The organism is Faecalimicrobium sp. JNUCC 81, from assembly GCF_053667625.1.
On record NZ_CM132203.1, the window covers coordinates 292,974 to 314,483 of the forward strand.

General features: G+C 30.5%; 18 protein-coding genes and 3 rRNA genes. 17 read left to right on the forward strand and 4 right to left on the reverse strand.

Annotation, left to right across the window (positions count from 1 at the left end):
• Positions 1–29 precede the first annotated feature (29 nt).
• The 4 genes from hemB to JNUCC81_RS01580 all read left to right on the forward strand — a co-directional run bounded on the left by hemB (position 30) and on the right by JNUCC81_RS01580 (position 3,086).
• Entirely contained in the window at positions 30–1,001 is a 972-nt protein-coding gene (gene hemB, locus JNUCC81_RS01565; RefSeq protein ID WP_454095016.1) for a porphobilinogen synthase, read from the forward strand.
• A gap of 50 nt (positions 1,002–1,051) precedes the next feature.
• Entirely contained in the window at positions 1,052–1,138 is an 87-nt protein-coding gene (locus tag JNUCC81_RS01570) for a toxin C-terminal domain-containing protein (RefSeq protein WP_454096362.1), read from the forward strand.
• A gap of 41 nt (positions 1,139–1,179) precedes the next feature.
• On the forward strand, positions 1,180–1,668 hold the full coding sequence (locus tag JNUCC81_RS01575) for a hypothetical protein (protein ID WP_454095017.1): 489 nt from the start codon (positions 1,180–1,182) through the stop codon (positions 1,666–1,668).
• Between the two features lie 947 nt (positions 1,669–2,615).
• On the forward strand, positions 2,616–3,086 hold the full coding sequence (locus tag JNUCC81_RS01580) for a helix-turn-helix domain-containing protein (protein WP_454095018.1): 471 nt from the start codon (positions 2,616–2,618) through the stop codon (positions 3,084–3,086).
• Between the two features lie 145 nt (positions 3,087–3,231).
• On the opposite strand, the gene JNUCC81_RS01585 is transcribed toward JNUCC81_RS01580, so the two are convergent.
• Both JNUCC81_RS01585 and rbr read right to left on the reverse strand, forming a co-directional pair.
• Entirely contained in the window at positions 3,232–3,621 is a 390-nt protein-coding gene (locus JNUCC81_RS01585; protein WP_454095019.1) for a Fur family transcriptional regulator, read from the reverse strand.
• A 4-nt stretch (positions 3,622–3,625) separates the two neighbouring features.
• The gene (gene rbr / locus JNUCC81_RS01590) at positions 3,626–4,162 is read right to left on the reverse strand and encodes a rubrerythrin (RefSeq protein WP_454095020.1); all 537 of its coding nucleotides are present in this window, start codon (positions 4,160–4,162) and stop codon (positions 3,626–3,628) included.
• Positions 4,163–4,426: 264 nt separating this feature from the next.
• Between rbr and JNUCC81_RS01595 the strand changes: the two genes are divergently transcribed.
• From JNUCC81_RS01595 to JNUCC81_RS01615, 5 genes are all read left to right on the forward strand, one after another.
• Positions 4,427–4,903: a 6-pyruvoyl trahydropterin synthase family protein gene (locus JNUCC81_RS01595; protein ID WP_454095021.1), complete on the forward strand. Its 477-nt coding sequence runs from the start codon at positions 4,427–4,429 to the stop codon at positions 4,901–4,903.
• 351 nt (positions 4,904–5,254) lie between these two features.
• Complete coding sequence (locus JNUCC81_RS01600) at positions 5,255–5,788, forward strand: sigma-70 family RNA polymerase sigma factor (protein ID WP_454095022.1); 534 nt, start codon at positions 5,255–5,257, stop codon at positions 5,786–5,788.
• 1 nt (position 5,789) lies between these two features.
• Complete coding sequence (locus JNUCC81_RS01605; RefSeq protein WP_454095023.1) at positions 5,790–6,902, forward strand: DUF4179 domain-containing protein; 1,113 nt, start codon at positions 5,790–5,792, stop codon at positions 6,900–6,902.
• Between the two features lie 491 nt (positions 6,903–7,393).
• On the forward strand, positions 7,394–7,861 hold the full coding sequence (locus JNUCC81_RS01610) for a PepSY domain-containing protein (RefSeq protein ID WP_454095024.1): 468 nt from the start codon (positions 7,394–7,396) through the stop codon (positions 7,859–7,861).
• A gap of 798 nt (positions 7,862–8,659) precedes the next feature.
• Complete coding sequence (locus JNUCC81_RS01615) at positions 8,660–8,860, forward strand: cold-shock protein (RefSeq protein ID WP_208334566.1); 201 nt, start codon at positions 8,660–8,662, stop codon at positions 8,858–8,860.
• Positions 8,861–9,220: 360 nt separating this feature from the next.
• Here JNUCC81_RS01615 and JNUCC81_RS01620 read toward each other — a convergent pair whose 3' ends face one another.
• Complete coding sequence (locus tag JNUCC81_RS01620; protein WP_454095025.1) at positions 9,221–9,400, reverse strand: hypothetical protein; 180 nt, start codon at positions 9,398–9,400, stop codon at positions 9,221–9,223.
• Between the two features lie 128 nt (positions 9,401–9,528).
• On the reverse strand, positions 9,529–9,780 hold the full coding sequence (locus tag JNUCC81_RS01625; RefSeq protein ID WP_454095026.1) for a hypothetical protein: 252 nt from the start codon (positions 9,778–9,780) through the stop codon (positions 9,529–9,531).
• Positions 9,781–9,972: 192 nt separating this feature from the next.
• On the opposite strand from JNUCC81_RS01625, the gene JNUCC81_RS01630 reads away from it, so the two are divergent.
• The 8 genes from JNUCC81_RS01630 to JNUCC81_RS01665 all read left to right on the forward strand — a co-directional run bounded on the left by JNUCC81_RS01630 (position 9,973) and on the right by JNUCC81_RS01665 (position 21,508).
• Positions 9,973–10,116, forward strand: a complete 144-nt coding sequence (locus JNUCC81_RS01630; protein WP_454095027.1) for a hypothetical protein — start codon at positions 9,973–9,975, stop codon at positions 10,114–10,116.
• A gap of 707 nt (positions 10,117–10,823) precedes the next feature.
• Positions 10,824–11,408, forward strand: coding sequence for a precorrin-2 dehydrogenase/sirohydrochlorin ferrochelatase family protein (locus tag JNUCC81_RS01635; RefSeq protein ID WP_454095028.1), 585 nt, complete (start codon positions 10,824–10,826; stop codon positions 11,406–11,408).
• Positions 11,409–11,688: 280 nt separating this feature from the next.
• Positions 11,689–13,191: ribosomal RNA gene (locus tag JNUCC81_RS01640) — 16S ribosomal RNA — on the forward strand.
• 291 nt (positions 13,192–13,482) lie between these two features.
• Positions 13,483–16,384 (forward strand): 23S ribosomal RNA (locus tag JNUCC81_RS01645).
• Between the two features lie 62 nt (positions 16,385–16,446).
• Positions 16,447–16,563: ribosomal RNA gene (gene rrf / locus JNUCC81_RS01650) — 5S ribosomal RNA — on the forward strand.
• The 16S, 23S and 5S rRNA genes sit together here, the layout of an rRNA operon.
• A gap of 149 nt (positions 16,564–16,712) precedes the next feature.
• A complete protein-coding gene (locus JNUCC81_RS01655; RefSeq protein ID WP_454095029.1) occupies positions 16,713–18,131 on the forward strand; it encodes an ATP-binding protein in 1,419 nt (472 codons plus the stop codon).
• Complete coding sequence (locus JNUCC81_RS01660; RefSeq protein ID WP_454095030.1) at positions 18,109–18,822, forward strand: LytR/AlgR family response regulator transcription factor; 714 nt, start codon at positions 18,109–18,111, stop codon at positions 18,820–18,822. The genes JNUCC81_RS01655 and JNUCC81_RS01660 overlap by 23 nt, the downstream gene beginning before the upstream one ends.
• Positions 18,823–19,057: 235 nt before the next feature.
• On the forward strand, positions 19,058–21,508 hold the full coding sequence (locus JNUCC81_RS01665; protein ID WP_454095031.1) for an ABC transporter permease: 2,451 nt from the start codon (positions 19,058–19,060) through the stop codon (positions 21,506–21,508).
• The last annotated feature ends 2 nt before the right edge of the window (positions 21,509–21,510 follow it).

Consider the following 21,510-nt stretch of genomic DNA (forward strand, 5'->3'; position numbering starts at 1 on the left):
AAATTATAGATTAAGTTTGGAGGAAACAAATGTTAAGAAGACCAAGAAGACTAAGAACTAATAGTGCTATAAGAAACCTAGTTAGAGAAACAAAGTTAAATATAGAAGATTTAATATACCCTTTATTTATAGTTGAAGGAGAAAATATAAAAAGTGAAATATCATCTTTACCAGATGTATATCATTTTTCAGTAGATAGATTAGAAGATGAAATAAAGGAATTAAAAGAATTAGGTATAGAACATGTAATATTATTTGGTATACCTCACGACCATGAAAAAGATGTATGTGGAAGTGAATCATATAATGATAACGGTATAGTTCAAAGGGCTATTAGAAAAATAAAAGAGATAGATAGTGATATGAATGTTATCACAGATGTCTGTATGTGCGAATATACTAGTCATGGTCATTGCGGTATATTAAAGGAAAATGGATATGTAGATAATGACAAAACTTTAGAATTTTTAGCTAAAATAGCAGTAAGCCATGCAAAAGCAGGAGCAGACATGGTATCTCCTTCAGATATGATGGATGGAAGAATAAAAGCTATGAGAGATGCTTTAGATAAAGAAGGTTTTGAGCATATAGCTATAATGTCATATAGTGTTAAATATGCTTCTACATTCTATGGACCATTTAGAGAAGCTGCAAACTCTGCACCATCTTTTGGAGATAGAAAAACTTATCAAATGGACCCTGCAAATAGTAATGAAGCGTTAATAGAATCTGAGTTAGATGTATTAGAAGGTGCAGATATATTAATGGTAAAACCAGCATTATCATACTTAGATGTTATAAGAAGAGTTAAAGACAACTATGATTTACCTCTTGCAGCTTATAGCGTTAGTGGAGAATATGCAATGCTTAAATTAGCTATTAACAATGGAATATTAGATGAAGGTGTTATATATGAATCTATGATGTCTATAAAAAGAGCTGGAGCAGATATAATAATAACTTATTTTGCTAAAGACTTAGCTAAGATTCTAAAAAAATAGTAACGTGGATAAAGGTGTAGCTTAAAGTTGCACCTTATTTATATTAAATAATTACTCCAGATGTAGATTCTTATAGTGGTGGTGTATGGAAAATGGCAGATACAATAAAGAATTTGGGGAGTAAAAAACAAGATTGAGAATATATGATGCAAATTCAAGAAGAATTGGAGATTAGTCAATGAACTATATGTGGAGAGTTACAAAGTATAATTCATTAAATCGTGACGAAAATGGATATTATATAAAGGATGAATGGACATCATTTAGTGATATCGGTAATAGTTATAATGGTTTAGAATTTACAATGTCAGAGTATTTAAAATATGAAAAAGCATATATTGATTCAATATTAAGTCTTATGGAATGTAATAATATACAGAGCCTAAATGTTGTTGATTTAGAAATAAAATATGAGGATGATAATGAGTTTATAAATACAATTAAAGAAGGTATGTTATTATCAAGGACACAAATAAAAGAAGCTGTTAAACAAATACTAAGGGATAATATATGGTGTAAATTAACTGGAAGCAATTCATTTTATGTGCATTTTGGATATGATTATTATATGTATATTGGAGCAGATAACAAATGTGATAGTGCAATACGATTAATTAAAGATAATAATCTGTTCATTGAACCTTTTATATCTCCATATTTAGATTAATTCATAGTATTATATAATAACTTATCCTGAATTATTCATTAAATATACCGAAGTATATTTGGAATAAAGAAATAGTAAAAAATACCTAAAGATTTATAGATGACGAATAATGGAAAGTATTATAAATTAAAAAATATTAAAGCTATAAGAAATTATACATATTTGGATATATACTACCCAGAAATATATATAAAGTTATTAAACTCACCTCTAACTTTGTGGGACTTTTTGATTTTTTCAAAATATTAAAAAAGATAACTATATTAGTTTTATCTATTATGTTATGTGGAGTACCACAACTATAAACAGTAGATGTAATTAAAATTTCAAATGAACTAAAACTTAATATATCTAATGAAATTAAATTTTAGTTAAAAAGTGATTCAAAGTTCTTATATTTTTTCCACCATTGGTTTTAAAATTCATTATTAATCTAGTCTTAGTTTTTGTGTTTAGTTACCCTTCATAAAAATCAATAAAATTTTACATCTTTTAAAAACTCTCTGTAGATAATCAATATAGTAAGCCTAAATTATAGTATAATGTTTTTAAAACAGGGGTTGTTAAGTTTGTTTTTAGGCTCTTTAATTATGTCTTTAATATTTTTTATAATAGCTTTTATAGTTCTTGTTTTTAAAGATAAAGTATGTGTCCTAATAGGTTGATATACTTTCTTAAAATGTAAGCTTTGATAAGAAAGTATAAAATTAAGCAATCTTAAAATTTCACTTTAGGATTTTTATGTACTTTCAAATAAATGGATTTTAAGGACTTTTATACTAGAATTTTAATAAGTACTTGATTTACTTTATCAATACTAAAAAGTTAAGTAAAATACTTATAATACAAGGATGCAACTCAAGGTTGACAAAAAATATAGTCAAATTGATAGCATGCAACCTGTATATTTATTAAGATTTTATTATAAAGGTTAAGGAGGAATAAAAATGGATATATCTGAAAAAATTTTAAAATTAAGAAAAGCACATAATTTATCTCAGGAACATTTGGCGGAGCAACTTAATGTATCAAGACAAAGTGTGTCAAAATGGGAAACAGGTCAATCAGTACCAGAAACAGAAAAGTTAATAGGTTTAAGTGAAATATTTAATGTTACGATAGATTATCTTTTAAAACCATCTGAAATAGATGAAATATCAATTAGAACAGAAATATTAGAGAAGCAACAACAACAGTTAGTTGAAAAAGAAAGAAAAAATGATAGGGTTAGATTTATTGTATTAAGTTGTCTTGCAACATATTTAATTGCATTCGCTATCTATATTATTGGTCGCTTCTATTTTGAGATATGGAATCCAGGTATAATATTAAGTGAATTTGCAATAGCAACTGCAATAGCAATTTCTATTAATTTAAAACATAAGTATAGAAATGATAAAAATTCATCAAATGGTTAGATTTATTGATAATATAAAAAATAAATTAAACTTTTATGTAATTAGAATAAAGTTAAAGCTCTTAGAGTCAAAATAAACGGATTCTAAGAGCTTTTTAACTATAGGGCTTCAAGGAAATAAGTTTTAATCCAAACCTTATTTTTTATTATAATTTAATCTTTTTTTCTTTACATTTATTACAAATACCATCAAATGTAATATCATATGACTTTATTAATATATTATTATCATTAGATATATTAGACATAATATTATCTATTAAACCAGTATCTATGTCACATACATCACCACAAATAGAACAAACTATATGAGCATGGTGATCTAGATTTTTATCAAACATATCTGAATGATTTTGAATACTTACTTTCTGTATTAAACCTTTTTCAGACAATAAAGATAAATTTCTATAAACTGTTCCTAGACTTAATTCAGGATAGTCTTTTTTTAACTCTGAATATATATAATCAGCAGTAGGGTGATTATTACCATTTAATACAATATCTAGTATTGCTTGTCTTTGTTTTGAGAATCTCATTAAACTAGAATTTATCAGATCTTATCTCAAAGTATCCCTTTGGATGATCACAAATAGGACATTTTTCTAAAGCTTTAGGACCTACATGGATATGTCCACAATTTCTGCATCTCCACTCTACTGATTCTTCTTTTACAAATACTGTTTCTTCTTGAACATTTTTAAGTAATTCTAAATATCTTTCTTCATGTTCCTTTTCTATTTTACCAACTTCTCTGAACATAAATGCTATTTTAGAGAACCCTTCTTCTTCTGCATCTTTAGCAAATTGCTCATACATATCAACCCACTCATAGTTTTCGCCATTAGCAGCATCTTTTAAGTTTTGTTCTGTTGTAGGGACACCATCGTGTAATAATTTAAACCAAAGTTTTGCATGAACCATTTCATTATGAGCAGTTTCCTCAAATATAGCTCCTATTTTGTTATATCCTTCTTTTTTAGCTTGAGATGCATAATAAGTATATTTATTTCTTGCTTGAGACTCACCAGCAAAAGCGTCCATTAAATTTTGTTCCGTTTTAGTTCCTTTTAAATTCATAAATGTACCTCCTTATATTTTAATAATAGTAACTATTACTATTTATTAGATACATTTAATATTAAAGTAAATAAATATAATAGTCAATACGATTTTTAAAAAATAAAAAAAGTATTGACATTTATAAAATATAAAATCATAATAATAGTAATCATTATTACTTAATCAGTCGACTAAATTAACTAGTAATTAAGTGACAGCTAAACTCTAAAAGTTAAAAGTAAAATCTATTAGTAAAAATAAATATTTAAAAGGAGTAAAAATATGAGATCAATAACTAGATTAAACATACAATATGCACACCGTTTCTTAGGGTATGAAGGAGAAGCACAATACTTACATGGTCACCAAGGGAACTTAGTAATTGAAGTAGAGGGTGATGTAAATGAAAAAAATGGATTTGTTGTACCTTGTAATGATATAAAGGCTGCTGCATGGGACTATCTGAAAAACTTTGACCACGCTCTTATTTTACAAGAGAATGATCCTTTACTACCTGAAGTATTAAAGGTATATGAAAATCAAGGTATAAAAGATGGTGCACCAGATAACACTAATATAGGATTAGCTATAGACAATGAACTTGCAAAAGCTTATCCAGAATGTAGACTTGTAGTAGTTAAGAAAGTTGCTACTTGTGAGAACTTAATAGAAGTGTTCCATTTATTACTAAAAGATAAATTAAATATAAAGAAAATGACTTTTGCATCTGGTGACAACTGTGCATCAGTTGAATTTTAATATATAGTTTTTTCAATTTATATTAAGTATGCAGTAAATAAATAGAACCTTTTTCCACTGCATACAAACCTCAAAAGAAATAAAAAATATATTTTTATTTACAATTTATCATATTGAAAATTCTCCAAACTATTCGTTAAGTTTCAATATATAAAACATAGTTAGTTTAAAATAAAGTTAAAGCCCTTATAATCTAAATAAATGGATTATAAGGGCTTTTTTACTATATATCTTTAAATAAGTTTTTATATAGCGGTTAAATACTTTTATTTTTTTATAAAAGTTGCAAGTTTTTGTTTTTCGTTTACGAATTAATTAGTGTAAAAGCTTTTACGGTTAGGAGGAATTAATTTGCAAGATAAATTAATAATTAAATACATAAAAAAGAAAAATCAAAAAGGAATGGAAATATTAATAGACAAATACAATGCTCTTCTTACTTCTATTGTTAGGTTTCATTTAGGAACATTAATTAACTATGAAGAAGAATGTGTCAGCGATACTTTATTAGCTATTTGGGATAATATAGATGGTTTTGAAAAAGATAAAAACTCTTTTAAAAATTGGATATGTGCAATAGCTAAATATAAAGCAATTGATTACAAAAGAAAATATCTAAATAAGATAGAAACATCTAGTTTAGATGAACAAACTTATTATATAGATAAAAATTTATTACAAATAGAAATTCAAGAGGAATTAAATGAGACATTAGACTTCTTATCAGAAGAAGATGAAGAAATATTTAGACGATATTATCTAGAAGATGAAAGCGTAGTAGATATCGCAAATAATAAAAAATTAGCAATTTCTAGTGTACATAGTAAATTATCTAGGGGTAGGTCGAAAATAAGAAAAATTTTATTAAGAGAGGGAGGAAAGTAAAGTGATAGATAAATATAAAGTATTAAATAACGAAAAAATTCAACTTGATAGATATAATGAAGTTAAAACTGATAATGAAAAAATGAAAAATATAATGAAATCTAAGTTAAAGTCAAGAAAGCAAATAAATAAAAAATTAATTGCAGCAAGTATATCAGCAACACTTGTATTAGGATCTGTAGCTTTAAGTAAGGATACCACATGGGCATATATTGATATATTAGTAAATCATATTGAGTCATTTTTAGGTAAAGATTATAGTGAGTTTGATAAGTACAAATTTGAAGGAAATCAGTCTATAGAAAAAAATGGATTAGTTCTTAATTTAGGAGATGTAATGCTTGATGATGGAGAATTAATTATAAGTTTAAGTATGGACTATAGTAACTTTGATTTTAAAGAGAATGGTATTAATAAAAAGGATCTTATGCCAGATTTACCAATTGTTACAATAGGAGATATTTCTTTTCCTGGACAAGGTGGAGGTATTATGCCAAGAGATGTAAAAGATAAAAAGAAAAAAGAATTTTTATATAGACTTGATTTAACTAGAATTGATACTGATGGAGACGGTATAGTTGATACTGACTTTGAGATACTTGATAATCTAGAAAAAAATAAAGATTATAATCTAAAGATTCAATTCAAAGACTTTGATATAGGTGAATCTAAAACCGAAAAGGGATTACTGTTAAGTAAGAGCCTTGGTGATTGGGAATTTAATACAACATTAAATAGTTCTAATATATCTAATGATATAAAAGTAATTAATATTGATAAGACAATTGATACTAGTGAAGGAAATAAAAAATGTAAACTTAAGATTAGTGAAATAAGGATATCTCCTGTATCTTCAAAAGTTAAAATGGAGGTAGAAGGTAATACGTCTGATGAATATTTTTTATCAATAAAAGATAACAACGGAAAAATTTTAAATAAAGCTAGTGGGGTTACTTCCGGAGGAATTTCTGGTATATCCAATAATACAGTGTACGAGAATTTTGAACTTAATGGAACAGAAAAGAAAATAATAATAACACCTATTGTTTACTCTGATAATAAGGAAAAATACCTTGAAGATGATAAAATAGAAATAGAGATTCCACAAAAATAAACTAGTTACTAAATCTAAATCTTAATTATAAAAAATATATATTTTTTATAATTAAGATTTTTATAATTTATTTTATGATAAAAAATTTAGGTGAAATATTCTAAAAAAACTGAATTAACATTAATAATGAGGAAAAGTCATGTTTAAATTAAAACTAATTCATTTGTAGGCTTAGTAAAAGGTAATGTATCAGCAGGGTATAAAAGTATAAATTTGATACTATTTCAAACAATTATTGAGTTTATTAATATGAAAAATTTTTTCTCATTTTTATGTACAATTTATCTCTCTTATAAAATAAATATAAATCCCTTAAGGTTCAAATAAATGGATTTTAAGGTTTTTTTACTATGTATTTAAATATATTTAAGAACTAATTAAATTGTTTTCTTATTGTAATACTTTCTTAATAAATTTGAAATAAATGTTTGATATACTCAGTTTAAAGATTAGAAGTAATCTTAAATAAAATTTGAAGGGTATGATGAATTATGAAAATCAAAAAAATTATTAGTTTAAGTCTAGTTATTATCTCTATCTCTTTATCTTTGGTTGGATGTAGTAATAGTAAATCAAATGGTATCCAAAACTCTACAAATAAGGATACAAAAACAGAAAAAAGTAGTACTGAATATGTTAATATGGATAAAGAAGGAACCTCAAATAAAGTAAGCGCAGATGAGGCAAAAAATATTGTTAATGATAAGTTTAAAGATAGAATTGATTCTAATAACTTGATTATTGGTGGGGACTTTTTTGGATTAAGTGATGGAATTCGTATAGAAAATCAAAATTATTATGTTTTTTATTTCGAAAATAAAGATCAAAGTGCTGAAACTAGCAAAAGAGTATTAGTTGATGCCACTACAGGTAAAATTTATGGAAATTATAAATCTAAGGAAAGTGAGTTAATAGATATAGATGATTTTATAAATGATGTAGTTAAAGATAAAAAGTAATTAAAATTAATTTTTAAAAGCCATTAAAGCCAAATATACTGGCTTTTTTTGCTATATTTAACTCCAATACAAAGTCATTTCAGTACACCTTTAAACTCACTTTAAATTCATATGTTAAAATAACTTTGGGTTTATTAAAAGTATAAATGAGATAAAATTAATATGAAAAATAAAAAACCAATACTTATCTTTTTCTTAGTGGAATTTTAATTATAGTTGGAACTATATATTATAAAAATAAAATAGAATGGCAATATAATCCTATTAAAGTTATAGAAAAATCTTTTGAATTTAAAAATAAGTATGATTATGATGAATATAAAAAATGTTATAAATACCCAGAGTATATACAAAAATATAGACTAGATAATATAGAATCTATAAATATTAGACATATAGATAAAGTAAGAGGTGAAAATCAATATAAAGCTTTTATAGATGGTAATAATATTGATAAAAAAATGTTGAAATATATATAATTAAATATAATGTTAAATTTAAAGATGCATAGAAAACACCTATAGACAATGATGAAGATGAAATAGACTACATAGTTAGTTAAAGATAAAAATTCAAAGTGGAGAATCGCTTCTTGGGCGGAGTTAATAATTTATTATTGGAAGTATTAGATATTATAAACTTAAAATCGACAAGTCTCAAAATTTTATTTTAAAGACTAGTTATGTATGTAAAATAAAAAACTATCTATTATTAATAATATGTGATATAATAATATTTGTAGCAATACACAAATAAGTTGAGAGAGACCTAGAAATAGGTTCACAGGAGTATTTTTTAATGATAAATGGAATAGTAAAATGGTTTAACAATGAAAAAGGATTTGGTTTTATATCAGTAGAAGGTGGAGATGATGTATTCGTACATTTTTCAGCTATAGAAACTGATGGATTTAAATCATTAGAAGAAGGTCAAAGAGTAAACTTTAATATAGTTAAAGGTGCTAGAGGTCCTCAAGCAGAGAATGTAACTATATTATAATATATATATGTTCGTGAAAAAGACACATCTTGTGTCTTTTTTTATTGCAATTAATTATTCTAATTAAGATATGAAGTTAAATATATTCAACTACTAATTCCTATTATTATTTTTGAACTTTATTAAATTTAAAATATAAATTCATTGGTATTGATTATGTTGATAAACTTATGACACATTTTTTTGGAAAAACACAAGTTGACCTATATTACAAATTAAATTTAAGTCAAAAGCGTTAGTTTTTTATTAGTATAATTGCTAGAAAACACTAGATTTTATGTGTTACATGCGCTCTAAGTGGATAAACATAAGACTATAAGGTAAGTTGATATAGGAGAATCTTTGCTTCTAATTCAACTCTTATCCAATAGAACCTAATAAGTTAATGACACTAAAAATATAATTATTTAAATCTATATCAAATACAACTTTTTTTCTATCATTTTTATTTTTTACATTTTCAAAAGAAATTCTTAGTTTTTTAGGTCCGTCTTCTAGTTTCTCTGAGTTAAGCATTACTGATGGTCTTGATTTAACCATTCCATTTTTGAACTCATATAACCATATTTATTTTCATGCTTTACTCAATCTTTAGTAATGCTGTGCTAATAGACATCTTTTACTCTATTTACATCAATTCTAATTCTTTTTTATATATTCTTTTTTTCTTATTTTGTATCTATAAAACTTTCAGGGAATTCTATATCAGATACAATACTATATGGACTTATTGAAATATCATTTAATTTAAAGCGATATTTTGATTGATTTATATCTATAGTTTCTATATTAGATTTTGTACCTATATTTAAATTGAATTTCCAATCTCCTTTAATCATATAATTATATCCAGTCATTACACTTCCCAAAGAACTTGTGTCTATTTCAAAATACTTCAAGTTTATTAGTATTAATTTCATATATTGCCATACCTATAAAGCTATAATAATCTTTATAATATCCATATTGAGATACTCATATAGATAAATCTTTTGTCCTACTTTTAACATCTCCATATGATATTAACTCTCATTTATTTTCATCATATCCTTCAACTTGATATTCCTCAGGAATAATATCTCTTGGTATTTTTTTATCACTTTGTATACTATATGTTTAAAAATATATTACTACCATCACTTATGGATCCTTCAATAGTTATAGTTGTTCCATTAGAAGTATATTTTTTTGATTTATTTTTATCAATATTTAAATCTTCATATTTATCTAAATCTATATTAATATTATTTAATTAATAACTTATCTTTCAATTTACACTCTTAACCATATTTTATAAAAGCTTTAAATTACTTTTAGAAAGACTATTTAAATTTATTTTGTACTTTGTATAGATGACTCTAAAAGTATAAAAATGTTAATATAAATAAATAGATTTAATAACTTAATGATATAATGAACTTAAATGCAGTGAATTAATGAAAAGCAAAACTATGAAGATTTTATAATGAAAAGATCTATGGATATATTTGCGGAGGAAAGTCTTAAGTTATTTGGAATGGATAAGAAAGTAAAGATAAATGGGCTCAACAGAATTAGTTATTTTAGATAGTAAAAAGATGTATATGGATTAGACTTTTTTTATGGAATATGATAGTTATATACACTTTGAGCTACGTGTGGGCAAATCATTTTGAGTTTCAAACAACTAATAAGGTAATTGAGGATCTAATGAGATTTAGAACTTATAGATCCTTACTGAATCATCAAACTAAAAAGTACGTTACTACAGATGTTGTTTATTCAGGTGATATAAAAATACTATAAATAAATACAGATGTGGGATGAATACTTATAAAGTAATAGTTTACATATGGAAAGGTCTAATGACTTAGAGACTTTATAAAGGATTAGAAAGTACGGTATGGCAGATTATAAATAAATTAACTAACTTTATATGGAAGGAGAAGTGGCTAGCTAATTATAGTTAGCAACAAGGGAGACAATGTTATATCCAATAAATTTAGAATTAAAAGATTTAGAGATAACGATAATAGGGGGAGGGGAAGTAGCATATAGAAAATGCAAGAATTTCTTAGACTTTGATAAGAATGTAAAAGTAGTGTCATTAGACCTCGTAGATAAATTCAAGGAATTAAAAGATAATATTGAAATAATAAGAGATACATATAAAGAAGAATATATAAAACAGAGTTTTATAGTAGTTGCAGCCACAAATAATAAAGAAATAAATAAAGAAATAGGAATATATTGCAGAGATAATGGAAAACTAGTTAACGTAGTAGATGATATAAATTTATCTAATTACACAGTACCTTCATATATAAGACGAGGAGATTTACTAATTAGTGTATCTACTGGAGGTAAAAGTCCATCATTATCATCTAAGATAAAAAAAGAATTATTAGAGAAATATGATGATAGTTATGAAGAGTATATAAACCTTTTAGGAATAGCTAGAGCAAACATTATAAAAAAATATGAAAATATTACTCAAAGGAAAAATATGCTCAATGATTTGGTAAATCTTAATTTGGAAGAACTTAGAGAATATATAAAGAAGATTTAAATATAAAAAAATAAAAAAAGTTTTAAAAAAGTATTGACGATATAAAATTCAGATGGTATAGTTATACTTGTCCTTAAGACGAGGGCAAACGAATAGAAAAACAACAGAAAAAAGTTGACAAAGTTAAATAACTTTGGTAAACTAAGGAAGTTGAAAAAATAAGCACCAAAATGGTTGCTTAAAATGAACTTTGAAAATTAAACAGTAGGTTAATTTATAGAATTTGAAACAACCAAACAAAGCCAGATATATAACAGTATCTGAGCCCAAGTCAAAACTTATATTTAAGAGTTTGATCCTGGCTCAGGATGAACGCTGGCGGCGTGCCTAACACATGCAAGTCGAGCGATTTCCTTCGGGAAAGAGCGGCGGACGGGTGAGTAACGCGTGGGTAACCTGCCCTGTACACACGGATAACATACCGAAAGGTATGCTAATACGGGATAACATGAGAGAGTCGCATGGCTTTCTTATCAAAGCTCCGGCGGTACAGGATGGACCCGCGTCTGATTAGCTAGTTGGTAAGGTAACGGCTTACCAAGGCGACGATCAGTAGCCGACCTGAGAGGGTGATCGGCCACATTGGAACTGAGACACGGTCCAAACTCCTACGGGAGGCAGCAGTGGGGAATATTGCACAATGGGCGAAAGCCTGATGCAGCAACGCCGCGTGAGCGATGAAGGCCTTCGGGTCGTAAAGCTCTGTCCTCAAGGAAGATAATGACGGTACTTGAGGAGGAAGCCCCGGCTAACTACGTGCCAGCAGCCGCGGTAATACGTAGGGGGCTAGCGTTATCCGGAATTACTGGGCGTAAAGGGTGCGTAGGTGGTTTCTTAAGTCAGAGGTGAAAGGCTACGGCTCAACCGTAGTAAGCCTTTGAAACTGAGAAACTTGAGTGCAGGAGAGGAGAGTAGAATTCCTAGTGTAGCGGTGAAATGCGTAGATATTAGGAGGAATACCAGTTGCGAAGGCGGCTCTCTGGACTGTAACTGACACTGAGGCACGAAAGCGTGGGGAGCAAACAGGATTAGATACCCTGGTAGTCCACGCCGTAAACGATGAGTACTAGCTGTCGGAGGTTACCCCCTTCGGTGGCGCAGCTAACGCATTAAGTACTCCGCCTGGGAAGTACGCTCGCAAGAGTGAAACTCAAAGGAATTGACGGGGACCCGCACAAGTAGCGGAGCATGTGGTTTAATTCGAAGCAACGCGAAGAACCTTACCTAAGCTTGACATCCTTTTGACCTCTCCCTAATCGGAGATTTCCCTTCGGGGACAAAAGTGACAGGTGGTGCATGGTTGTCGTCAGCTCGTGTCGTGAGATGTTGGGTTAAGTCCCGCAACGAGCGCAACCCTTGCCTTTAGTTGCCAGCATTAAGTTGGGCACTCTAGAGGGACTGCCAGGGATAACCTGGAGGAAGGTGGGGATGACGTCAAATCATCATGCCCCTTATGCTTAGGGCTACACACGTGCTACAATGGGTGGTACAGAGGGCAGCCAAGTCGTGAGGCGGAGCTAATCCCTTAAAGCCATTCTCAGTTCGGATTGTAGGCTGAAACTCGCCTACATGAAGCTGGAGTTACTAGTAATCGCAGATCAGAATGCTGCGGTGAATGCGTTCCCGGGTCTTGTACACACCGCCCGTCACACCACGGAAGTTGGGGGCGCCCGAAGCCGGTTTGCTAACCTTTTGGAAGCGGCCGTCGAAGGTGAAATCAATAACTGGGGTGAAGTCGTAACAAGGTAGCCGTATCGGAAGGTGCGGCTGGATCACCTCCTTTCTAAGGAGAATTGCCTACTGTTTAATTTTGAGGGTTCATTCCTCAAAATTATTGCTTTTAATTTGAGCAACGGATGTTACTGAATGAATATGAAGTAATATCGTTGGCGACATGCGAAGCATTTTAGTACTTTGAAAACTGCATAACATTTAGTGATATGACATCATTTTATATATAGACAATGAAGTCTTTAAAATAAACTAGACAGATAAGTCTTTAAAATTAACTTTAAGCACTGGAATAAACTGAGTGAATACGAAGTTTGTTCAGTAGCGATAACTTTTAATAACTGGTCAAGTTATTAAGGGTGCAGGGCGGATGCCTTGGCACTAGGAGCCGATGAAGGACGCGATAAGCTGCGATAAGCTTCGGGGAGTTGCACGTAAACTTTGATCCGAAGATTTCCGAATGAGGAAACTCACTTAGAGTAATGTCTAAGTATCGTTAAGTGAATACATAGCTTAGCGAGGGGAACTCGGGGAACTGAAACATCTAAGTACCCGGAGGAAAAGAAAGAAATTCGATTCCGTAAGTAGCGGCGAGCGAACGCGGAACAGGCCAAACCAATGAAGTTTTCTTCGTTGGGGTTGCGGACATATCATAAACGAAGAGGTCATCGTAAGTGAAGAGAGTTGGAAAGCTCCGCCATAGAAGGTAATAGCCCTGTATTTGAAACGATAATTCTTTAGATATGATCCAGAGTACCACGGGACACGTGAAACCCTGTGGGAAGCAGGAGGGACCATCCTCCAAGCCTAAATACTACCTAGTGACCGATAGCGCATAGTACCGTGAGGGAAAGGTGAAAAGAACCCCGGGAGGGGAGTGAAATAGAACCTGAAACCCTGCACTTACAAGCTGTGGGAGCACATTATTTGTGTGACCGCGTACTTTTTGTAGAACGGGCCAACGAGTTACGTTAAGTAGCAAGGTTAAGCACTTAAGGTGCGGAGCCGTAGCGAAAGCGAGTCTTAAATGGGCGCTTAAGTTACTTGACGTAGACCCGAAACCGGGCGACCTATCCATGAGCAGGTTGAAGCGAAAGTAAAATTTCGTGGAGGACCGAACCCACGAGCGTTGAAAAGCTCGGGGATGACTTGTGGATAGCGGTGAAATTCCAATCGAGCCCGGAGATAGCTGGTTCTCCCCGAAATAGCTTTAGGGCTAGCCTCAAGGTTGAGAGAAGCGGAGGTAGAGCACTGAATGTCCTAGGGGGTATTGCACTTACCGAAGACTATCAAACTCCGAATGCCGTATTCTTATACTTGGGAGTCAGACTGTGGGTGATAAGATTCATAGTCGAAAGGGCAACAGCCCAGATCGTCAGCTAAGGTCCCTAAATGTACGTTAAGTGGTAAAGGATGTGGGATTGCACAGACAACCAGGATGTTGGCTTAGAAGCAGCCACTCATTTAAAGAGTGCGTAATAGCTCACTGGTCGAGTGATCCTGCGCCGAAAATTTCCGGGGCTAAAACGTACTACCGAAGCTACGGCATCATTATGATGGGTAGGGGAGCTTCGTATGCAGGCTGAAGCGTGACCGTAAGGACGCGTGGACAGTATACGAGTGAGAATGTTGGCATGAGTAGCGAGACGTGGGTGAGAATCCCACGGGCCGTAAACCCAAGGTTTCCAGGGGAAGGTTCGTCCGCCCTGGGTTAGTCGGGACCTAAGCCGAGGCCGAAAGGCGTAGGTGATGGACAACAGGTTGATATTCCTGTACCGCCAATAAACGCTTGAGAAATGGGATGACACAGTAGGATAAGCTAACCACACTGTTGGTTATGTGTGGCTAAGTACTGAGGCAGTCAAGATAGGCAAATCCGTCTTGATAATGCTGGGGTACGATGGGGAGCGAAATTTAGTAGCGAAGTAGCTGATTTCACACTGTCAAGAAAAGTCTCTATCGAGTTTAAAGGCGCCCGTACCTCAAACCGACACAGGTGGGTGAGGAGAGTATCCTAAGGCCAGCGAGAGAACTATTGTTAAGGAACTCGGCAAAATGACCCCGTAACTTAGGGAGAAGGGGTGCCATCCTTTGGATGGCCGCAGAGAATAGGCCCAAGCGACTGTTTACCAAAAACACAGGTTTCTGCTAAGTCGCAAGACGATGTATAGGAGCTGACGCCTGCCCGGTGCTGGAAGGTTAAGGGGATCTGTTAGAGCAATCGAAGCAGTGAACTTAAGCCCCAGTAAACGGCGGCCGTAACTATAACGGTCCTAAGGTAGCGAAATTCCTTGTCGGGTAAGTTCCGACCCGCACGAAAGGCGTAACGATTTGGGCACTGTCTCAACAATAGACTCGGTGAAATTGTAATCCCGGTGAAGATGCCGGGTACCTGCGACAGGACGGAAAGACCCCATGGAGCTTTACTGTAGCTTGACGTTGGGTCTTGGTACTACATGTACAGGATAGGTGGGAGACTTTGAAGCATGAACGCCAGTTTGTGTGGAGTCATCCTTGGGATACCACCCTTGTAGTACTGGGATCCTAACCAGAGGCCTTGAATCAGGTCTTGGGACACCGTCAGGTGGGCAGTTTGACTGGGGCGGTCGCCTCCCAAAGAGTAACGGAGGCGCTCAAAGGTTCTCTCAGTACGGTCGGAAATCGTACGAAGAGTGTAAAGGCAAAAGAGAGCTTGATTGCAAGACATACAGGTCGAGCAAGGACGAAAGTCGGACTTAGTGATCCGGTGGTTCCGCATGGAAGGGCCATCGCTCAACGGATAAAAGCTACCCTGGGGATAACAGGCTTATCTCCCCCAAGAGTCCACATCGACGGGGAGGTTTGGCACCTCGATGTCGGCTCATCACATCCTGGGGCTGTAGTAGGTCCCAAGGGTTGGGCTGTTCGCCCATTAAAGTGGTACGCGAGCTGGGTTCAGAACGTCGTGAGACAGTTCGGTCCCTATCCGTCGCAGGCGTAGGAAATTTGAGGAGACCTGTCCTTAGTACGAGAGGACCGGGATGGACGTACCTCTGGTGTACCAGTTGTTCTGCCAAGGGCATGGCTGGGTAGCTATGTACGGAATGGATAAGCGCTGAAAGCATCTAAGCGCGAAGCCAACTTCAAGATAAGATTTCCCACCGTAAGGGTAAGACCCCAGGAAGACTACCTGGTTGATAGGTCGAAGGTGTAAGTGCAGTAATGTATTTAGCTTATCGATACTAATAGGTCGAGGACTTGACCAATAAATGATTAATTCAATAAATGTTTGCAGTTTTCAGAGTATTAACTCTAAAATAAAAGATTATGTGGTTACAATAGCAAAGAGGATACACCTGTTCCCATTCCGAACACAGAAGTTAAGCTCTTTAGCGCTGATGGTACTTGGTGGGCAACTGCCTGGGAGAGTAAGACGTAGCCACGTAATCTTTTTTTATGCACAGAATTATTTTATTTAGTTCTGTGTTTTTTTGCGTTTTAATTATTTAAATCTAAGTAAAAGTTGATCGTATATATAGTTATTTAAAGTGTTAAAATATTTTTCCTATGATAGAATTGTAAGGGGAGGAATTTATGGAATCATTTGTATTGGAAACGGCATATATGTTATTAATTGTATTTAAAATTTTAGTATTTAAAAATTTTCTTGATATTTACCAAAGCAAAAAAAGAGAAGACAAAGAAGTAAAAAGTTCTCTTTGGAAATTTATAATATTGATCGTGGTTTTAGTTTATCTGAATAATTATTTTGATTTGAATAGAATAGTTATATTAGGTTTATGGTCAATGGAATTGAATTTGTTCCAAATTATATTTGTTTCTATAATTATGTATTTTTGTAAAAAAAATTATGAAATGAAGTTGTGGAAATCGTTTATGTTTTTTACAGTCTATGAAAATGTACTTTTTATTACTAGGAATATAATTTATTGGGGACTTACATTTTTTTGTATAGCTATTGGGTTTGGCGGCGATAACTATCCAGGTCTATTAGTTGCAATTTTACGTGAAGGACTAGTTTCTATCATTTTATTTATATTAAATTTAATATTAAAAAAATATAGAAATACTTTTAAAGAAAAAAAATACATAATAAGTATATTAACTGTTATATTTTTAGTAACATTTTTGTATATATACAATTTTATAGATAAGTCTATTTGGATATATGGAGTTAAATTTAAAAATTCAACATATAAAGAGATATGGAGTTTGATGGGTAGTTTTTTATATCAAAATATAATTCAATCATTAGTTGTGGTTTTTATACTTTTAATATTTACAATTAAGAAGATAAAAGAATCAATAATATTAGAAAAGGAAAAAGTGGTGATAGAAGAAAAAATAAAAGCTCAATACAATTACTACGAAAGAATAAAAAAAAATCAAGGTAGAACTAAACGACTTTATCACGATTTAAAAAATCATTTGCTCTGCATCAATAATATTGATACAAATGAAAATGCTAGTAAATATAGTATGGAACTTGAAAAAGAAATAGAAAAAATAGAATATATATATAACACTAAAAATGATATATTAGACATTATACTTAAAGAAAAAAATGATATTTGTATAGATAATAATATAGATTTTTTTGCAGATATAAATTTTGAAAAATGTAACTTCGTGCAAATGATTGATGTGTGTAGTATTTTTTCGAATATATTAGATAATGCAATGGAAGCATGTTTAAAGATAAAAGATAGTGAAAGAAAAATATATATAAGAGGAACTATAGTTAAAAATTATTTTGTATTGAAGAGTGTGAACTCAAAAATAAATGATATAAAAACAGATGATAATAATATTATAAGTAGTAAAACCGATAGAGATTTTCATGGAATAGGTTTAAAAAGCGTTGAAAATTCATTGAATAAGTACAATGGAGAGTTTAGGTTCAAGGATTTGGGTAATGAATTTGAACTAGATATTTATATTCCAATAGAAAGTGAAGTGAATTTGAACTATGAAAAAAATAGTATTATGTGAAGATGAATTAAGCCAACAAAAGTTGATAAAAGGGTATATTGAAAAAATTTTCGAAAGTAGAAATGAAGAATATAATCTTTTGATTTATGGAAATGGAGAAAATTTAATAAAAGATTATCCAGAGAATGTAGATATATTTTTATTAGATATACAATTAGAAGAAATTGATGGAATGAATTTAGCTAGAAAAATAAGAAATATGTATGATAAAAATGTAGAAATTATATTCACAACATCTTTAATAGACTATGTACAAGAAGGATATGAAGTAAGGGCTTATAGGTATTTACTAAAGCCTATAAAATTAGACGATCTAGAGAGACATTTGATTTCTTGTTTTAATGAAATAGAAAGAAATAAGGGTAAAGAGTTAATTTTGAGTTCTAAAACTGAAATATTTAAGATAAACACAGCAGATATTTATTATATTGAGGTGTTAAAAAGAGAGATAACTATACATACAAAAACATCCGAGCACTCTATTAATATGACTATGGATAGTATAGAAAGTAAAATAAACCAAAAAAATTTCTATAGATGTCACAAAAGTTATTTAGTTAATTTGGACTATGTAGGAAATGTAAAACAGTATGTAGCTATTATGGAGAATAAAGAAGAGGTTCCTGTAAGTAGATATAGATTTAAAGAATTTAAAAACGTGTACCTTGAAAGCCTTTTATCAGTATTATAAAAACTAAAACATGACACTTGTAACATTAAAATGCACAGTTGTGCATAGTGCATTGTACATAAAAAAAATAGATGCTATCCTTTAGTCAAAAGAGGATGGCATCTATTTTTTTGCATAAAAATTATATCTTTGTTTATTAGAAGATGAAGTAACTTGTTAATAAGTTAGGTGCATTAGTTCAAATAAAACTAATTAGTGTTAAATAGCTATATATTAGTCAAAAAAGGAGGTAATTATGAAAGGTGTTTTTACGTTAGCTTTTTCTTATTTGAAAAAGCAAAAAGGGAGAAGTTTCTCTATAATAATAGCCATAGGATTAGCTACATTAATATCATTTTCCAACATTGTTCAAAAACAAACAAATATAAAATTAGGAACTGAAAAATTACATAAGACATTTGGAACTTATGACTATGAATACAGTGATATTGGTGATGAAGCATTACAAAAAATATTAAATGATAATACAAGTGATGCTACATATAAGATAATCAATTTAGGCAGTGTTGTTTATAAAAATGGTGTTAAGAGTATTCTTAATACATATAGTCCATATTATTTAGAAGAAAGCAAGTATGAACTTATAAAAGGAAGAGAACCAAAAAATGAAAATGAGATAGTTTTAGATAATAGAGCTGTAGAGGAAATGAATTTAGAAAATAAATTAGGTGAAGAAATAGATTTTAATATAGTTAAAAAATATAAAAAGCCTGATAGAAATCAAGAAATATACAATAAAGATCATAAATTTAAATTAGTTGGAGTAGTCAGTAGAACTAAAGACTATTACCAGGAGTATAAAGAATATACGCTTAGAGCTTTTACAGGTGGATATAAAAATTTAATACCAAAAAATCTTATTACCAATGATGGTATTTTAAATGTAGAAAATGAAAAGATTACAATGGATAATATGTATAAAAGGATGAAAAAATACGGCCTTACAGAGTATAACTTTACTATGAATATCGGCTTAATTCAAGGACTAAACTCTCTTGGTGTTGGTGAAGAAGCAACAAGCTATGAAATAAGAAACATGTTATTCCCTATAGCGGTATCAGCACTTTTAATATGTAATATTTTTATGATGACTTTATTTGACATGAAAAAATCAATAGGGATGTTAAGAGCGATAGGTTCTAAAAGGCATCAAATATGTTCTATGATTTTTATACAAAGCTTAATATTAGTAACTATTGGTGTATTATCTGGATTTTTAATTGGTGCAGGGTATGTATATAGTTATATATATAAAATGTATCCTCAAAATCCAAGTCTTTATATAACTAAAGAAGCAATATTGATACCAATATTAATAGCAATAACTACTGTGTTTATTTCAAATTTAGTTCCGATATACAAGGCTACTAGAATATCTCCAGTAGAGGGGATGAAAAATAATGATTTTAGCAATAGAAAGTTTAGAAATAGATTTTATTATAAATGGATAAGAAAAGTATTTAATATAACTGGAGAGATGGCATATAAAAATGTATTTAGATTTAGGACAAGAGCCATTCTTTGTATATTATCTATGGGATTAGTTGGATCTATGTATATCACTTCATTATCAAATTACAATAAAAGTGGTATGGATGTAATGCATATGCCAAGTCAAAATCTTGGTGAGTATGATATAAAACTAAATAAAGACGATTATAATGTGGAAAATGCTCTAGGGGTGTATAGTAAGAATGATATAGAAAAAATTAAAAATATAGATGGTGTAGACTATATAGATGGAAAATTAGTGTTACCTGGGTCTATGAATAAGAATGAATCATATTTAGAAGTTAGAGGTTATACAGAGAAAGATCTGAAAAAATTAGATAAATATATGGAAGAAAAAAGTGATGAGAAAAATAGTGAATATATAAATGTTTTTGTTAATAATCACACTGATGGAACCAATGAACCAATAGATAAAGATTTGAAAATTGGAGAACTGATTGAAATAAAAATGCCATCAGTAAATGATGAAAAGCTAAGCTATAAAGTTGAAAAAGTTAGAATCGCTGGTTTCTTAGATAGAAAATGGATTTTAAATAATTTCTATGGAAGAATGATAACGGTAATAATGCCAATCGAAGAATTATCTAAATTGACTAATATAAATGATGTTAATGTAATAGGAGTAAAAGCTTCTAGTGGAAAAGAAAAAGAAGTAGAAAATAAAATAGAAAAAACGATTGGAAATAAGGATTACAACAATATAGAAAGCATAGGGAAATACAAAGCAGAACACGAAAAATTACAGAAAACTGCGAAGATGCAAAGTATGTTTTTATTATTACTTATGTCTGTAGTAGCTTCATTAAATATTTACTACACTATAAAAACAGGAATACTAATTAGAACTAGGGAGCTATCAACTTTAAGAAGTATTGGTATGAGTATGAAAAAGATAAAAAGCATGCTTATTAAGGAATCTTTAATTTATGCATTTCTTAGCTGTATACTAGGTTCTGTTCACGCTATATATAAAGGATACAAAGATGTATCTATGGTTAATGAGATTATGGAAGTTGGATTTGGGGCTAAGAATCTAGAAAAATTCGAAGTGCCTTTTAATGAAATAGTGATATTTATTTTTTTAGTGATAGTAGTTTGTATTATATCGGTATACTTGTCTAAGCAAAAACTAGAAAAAATGAGCATATCAGATGGAATTAATATGAATGAATAAGG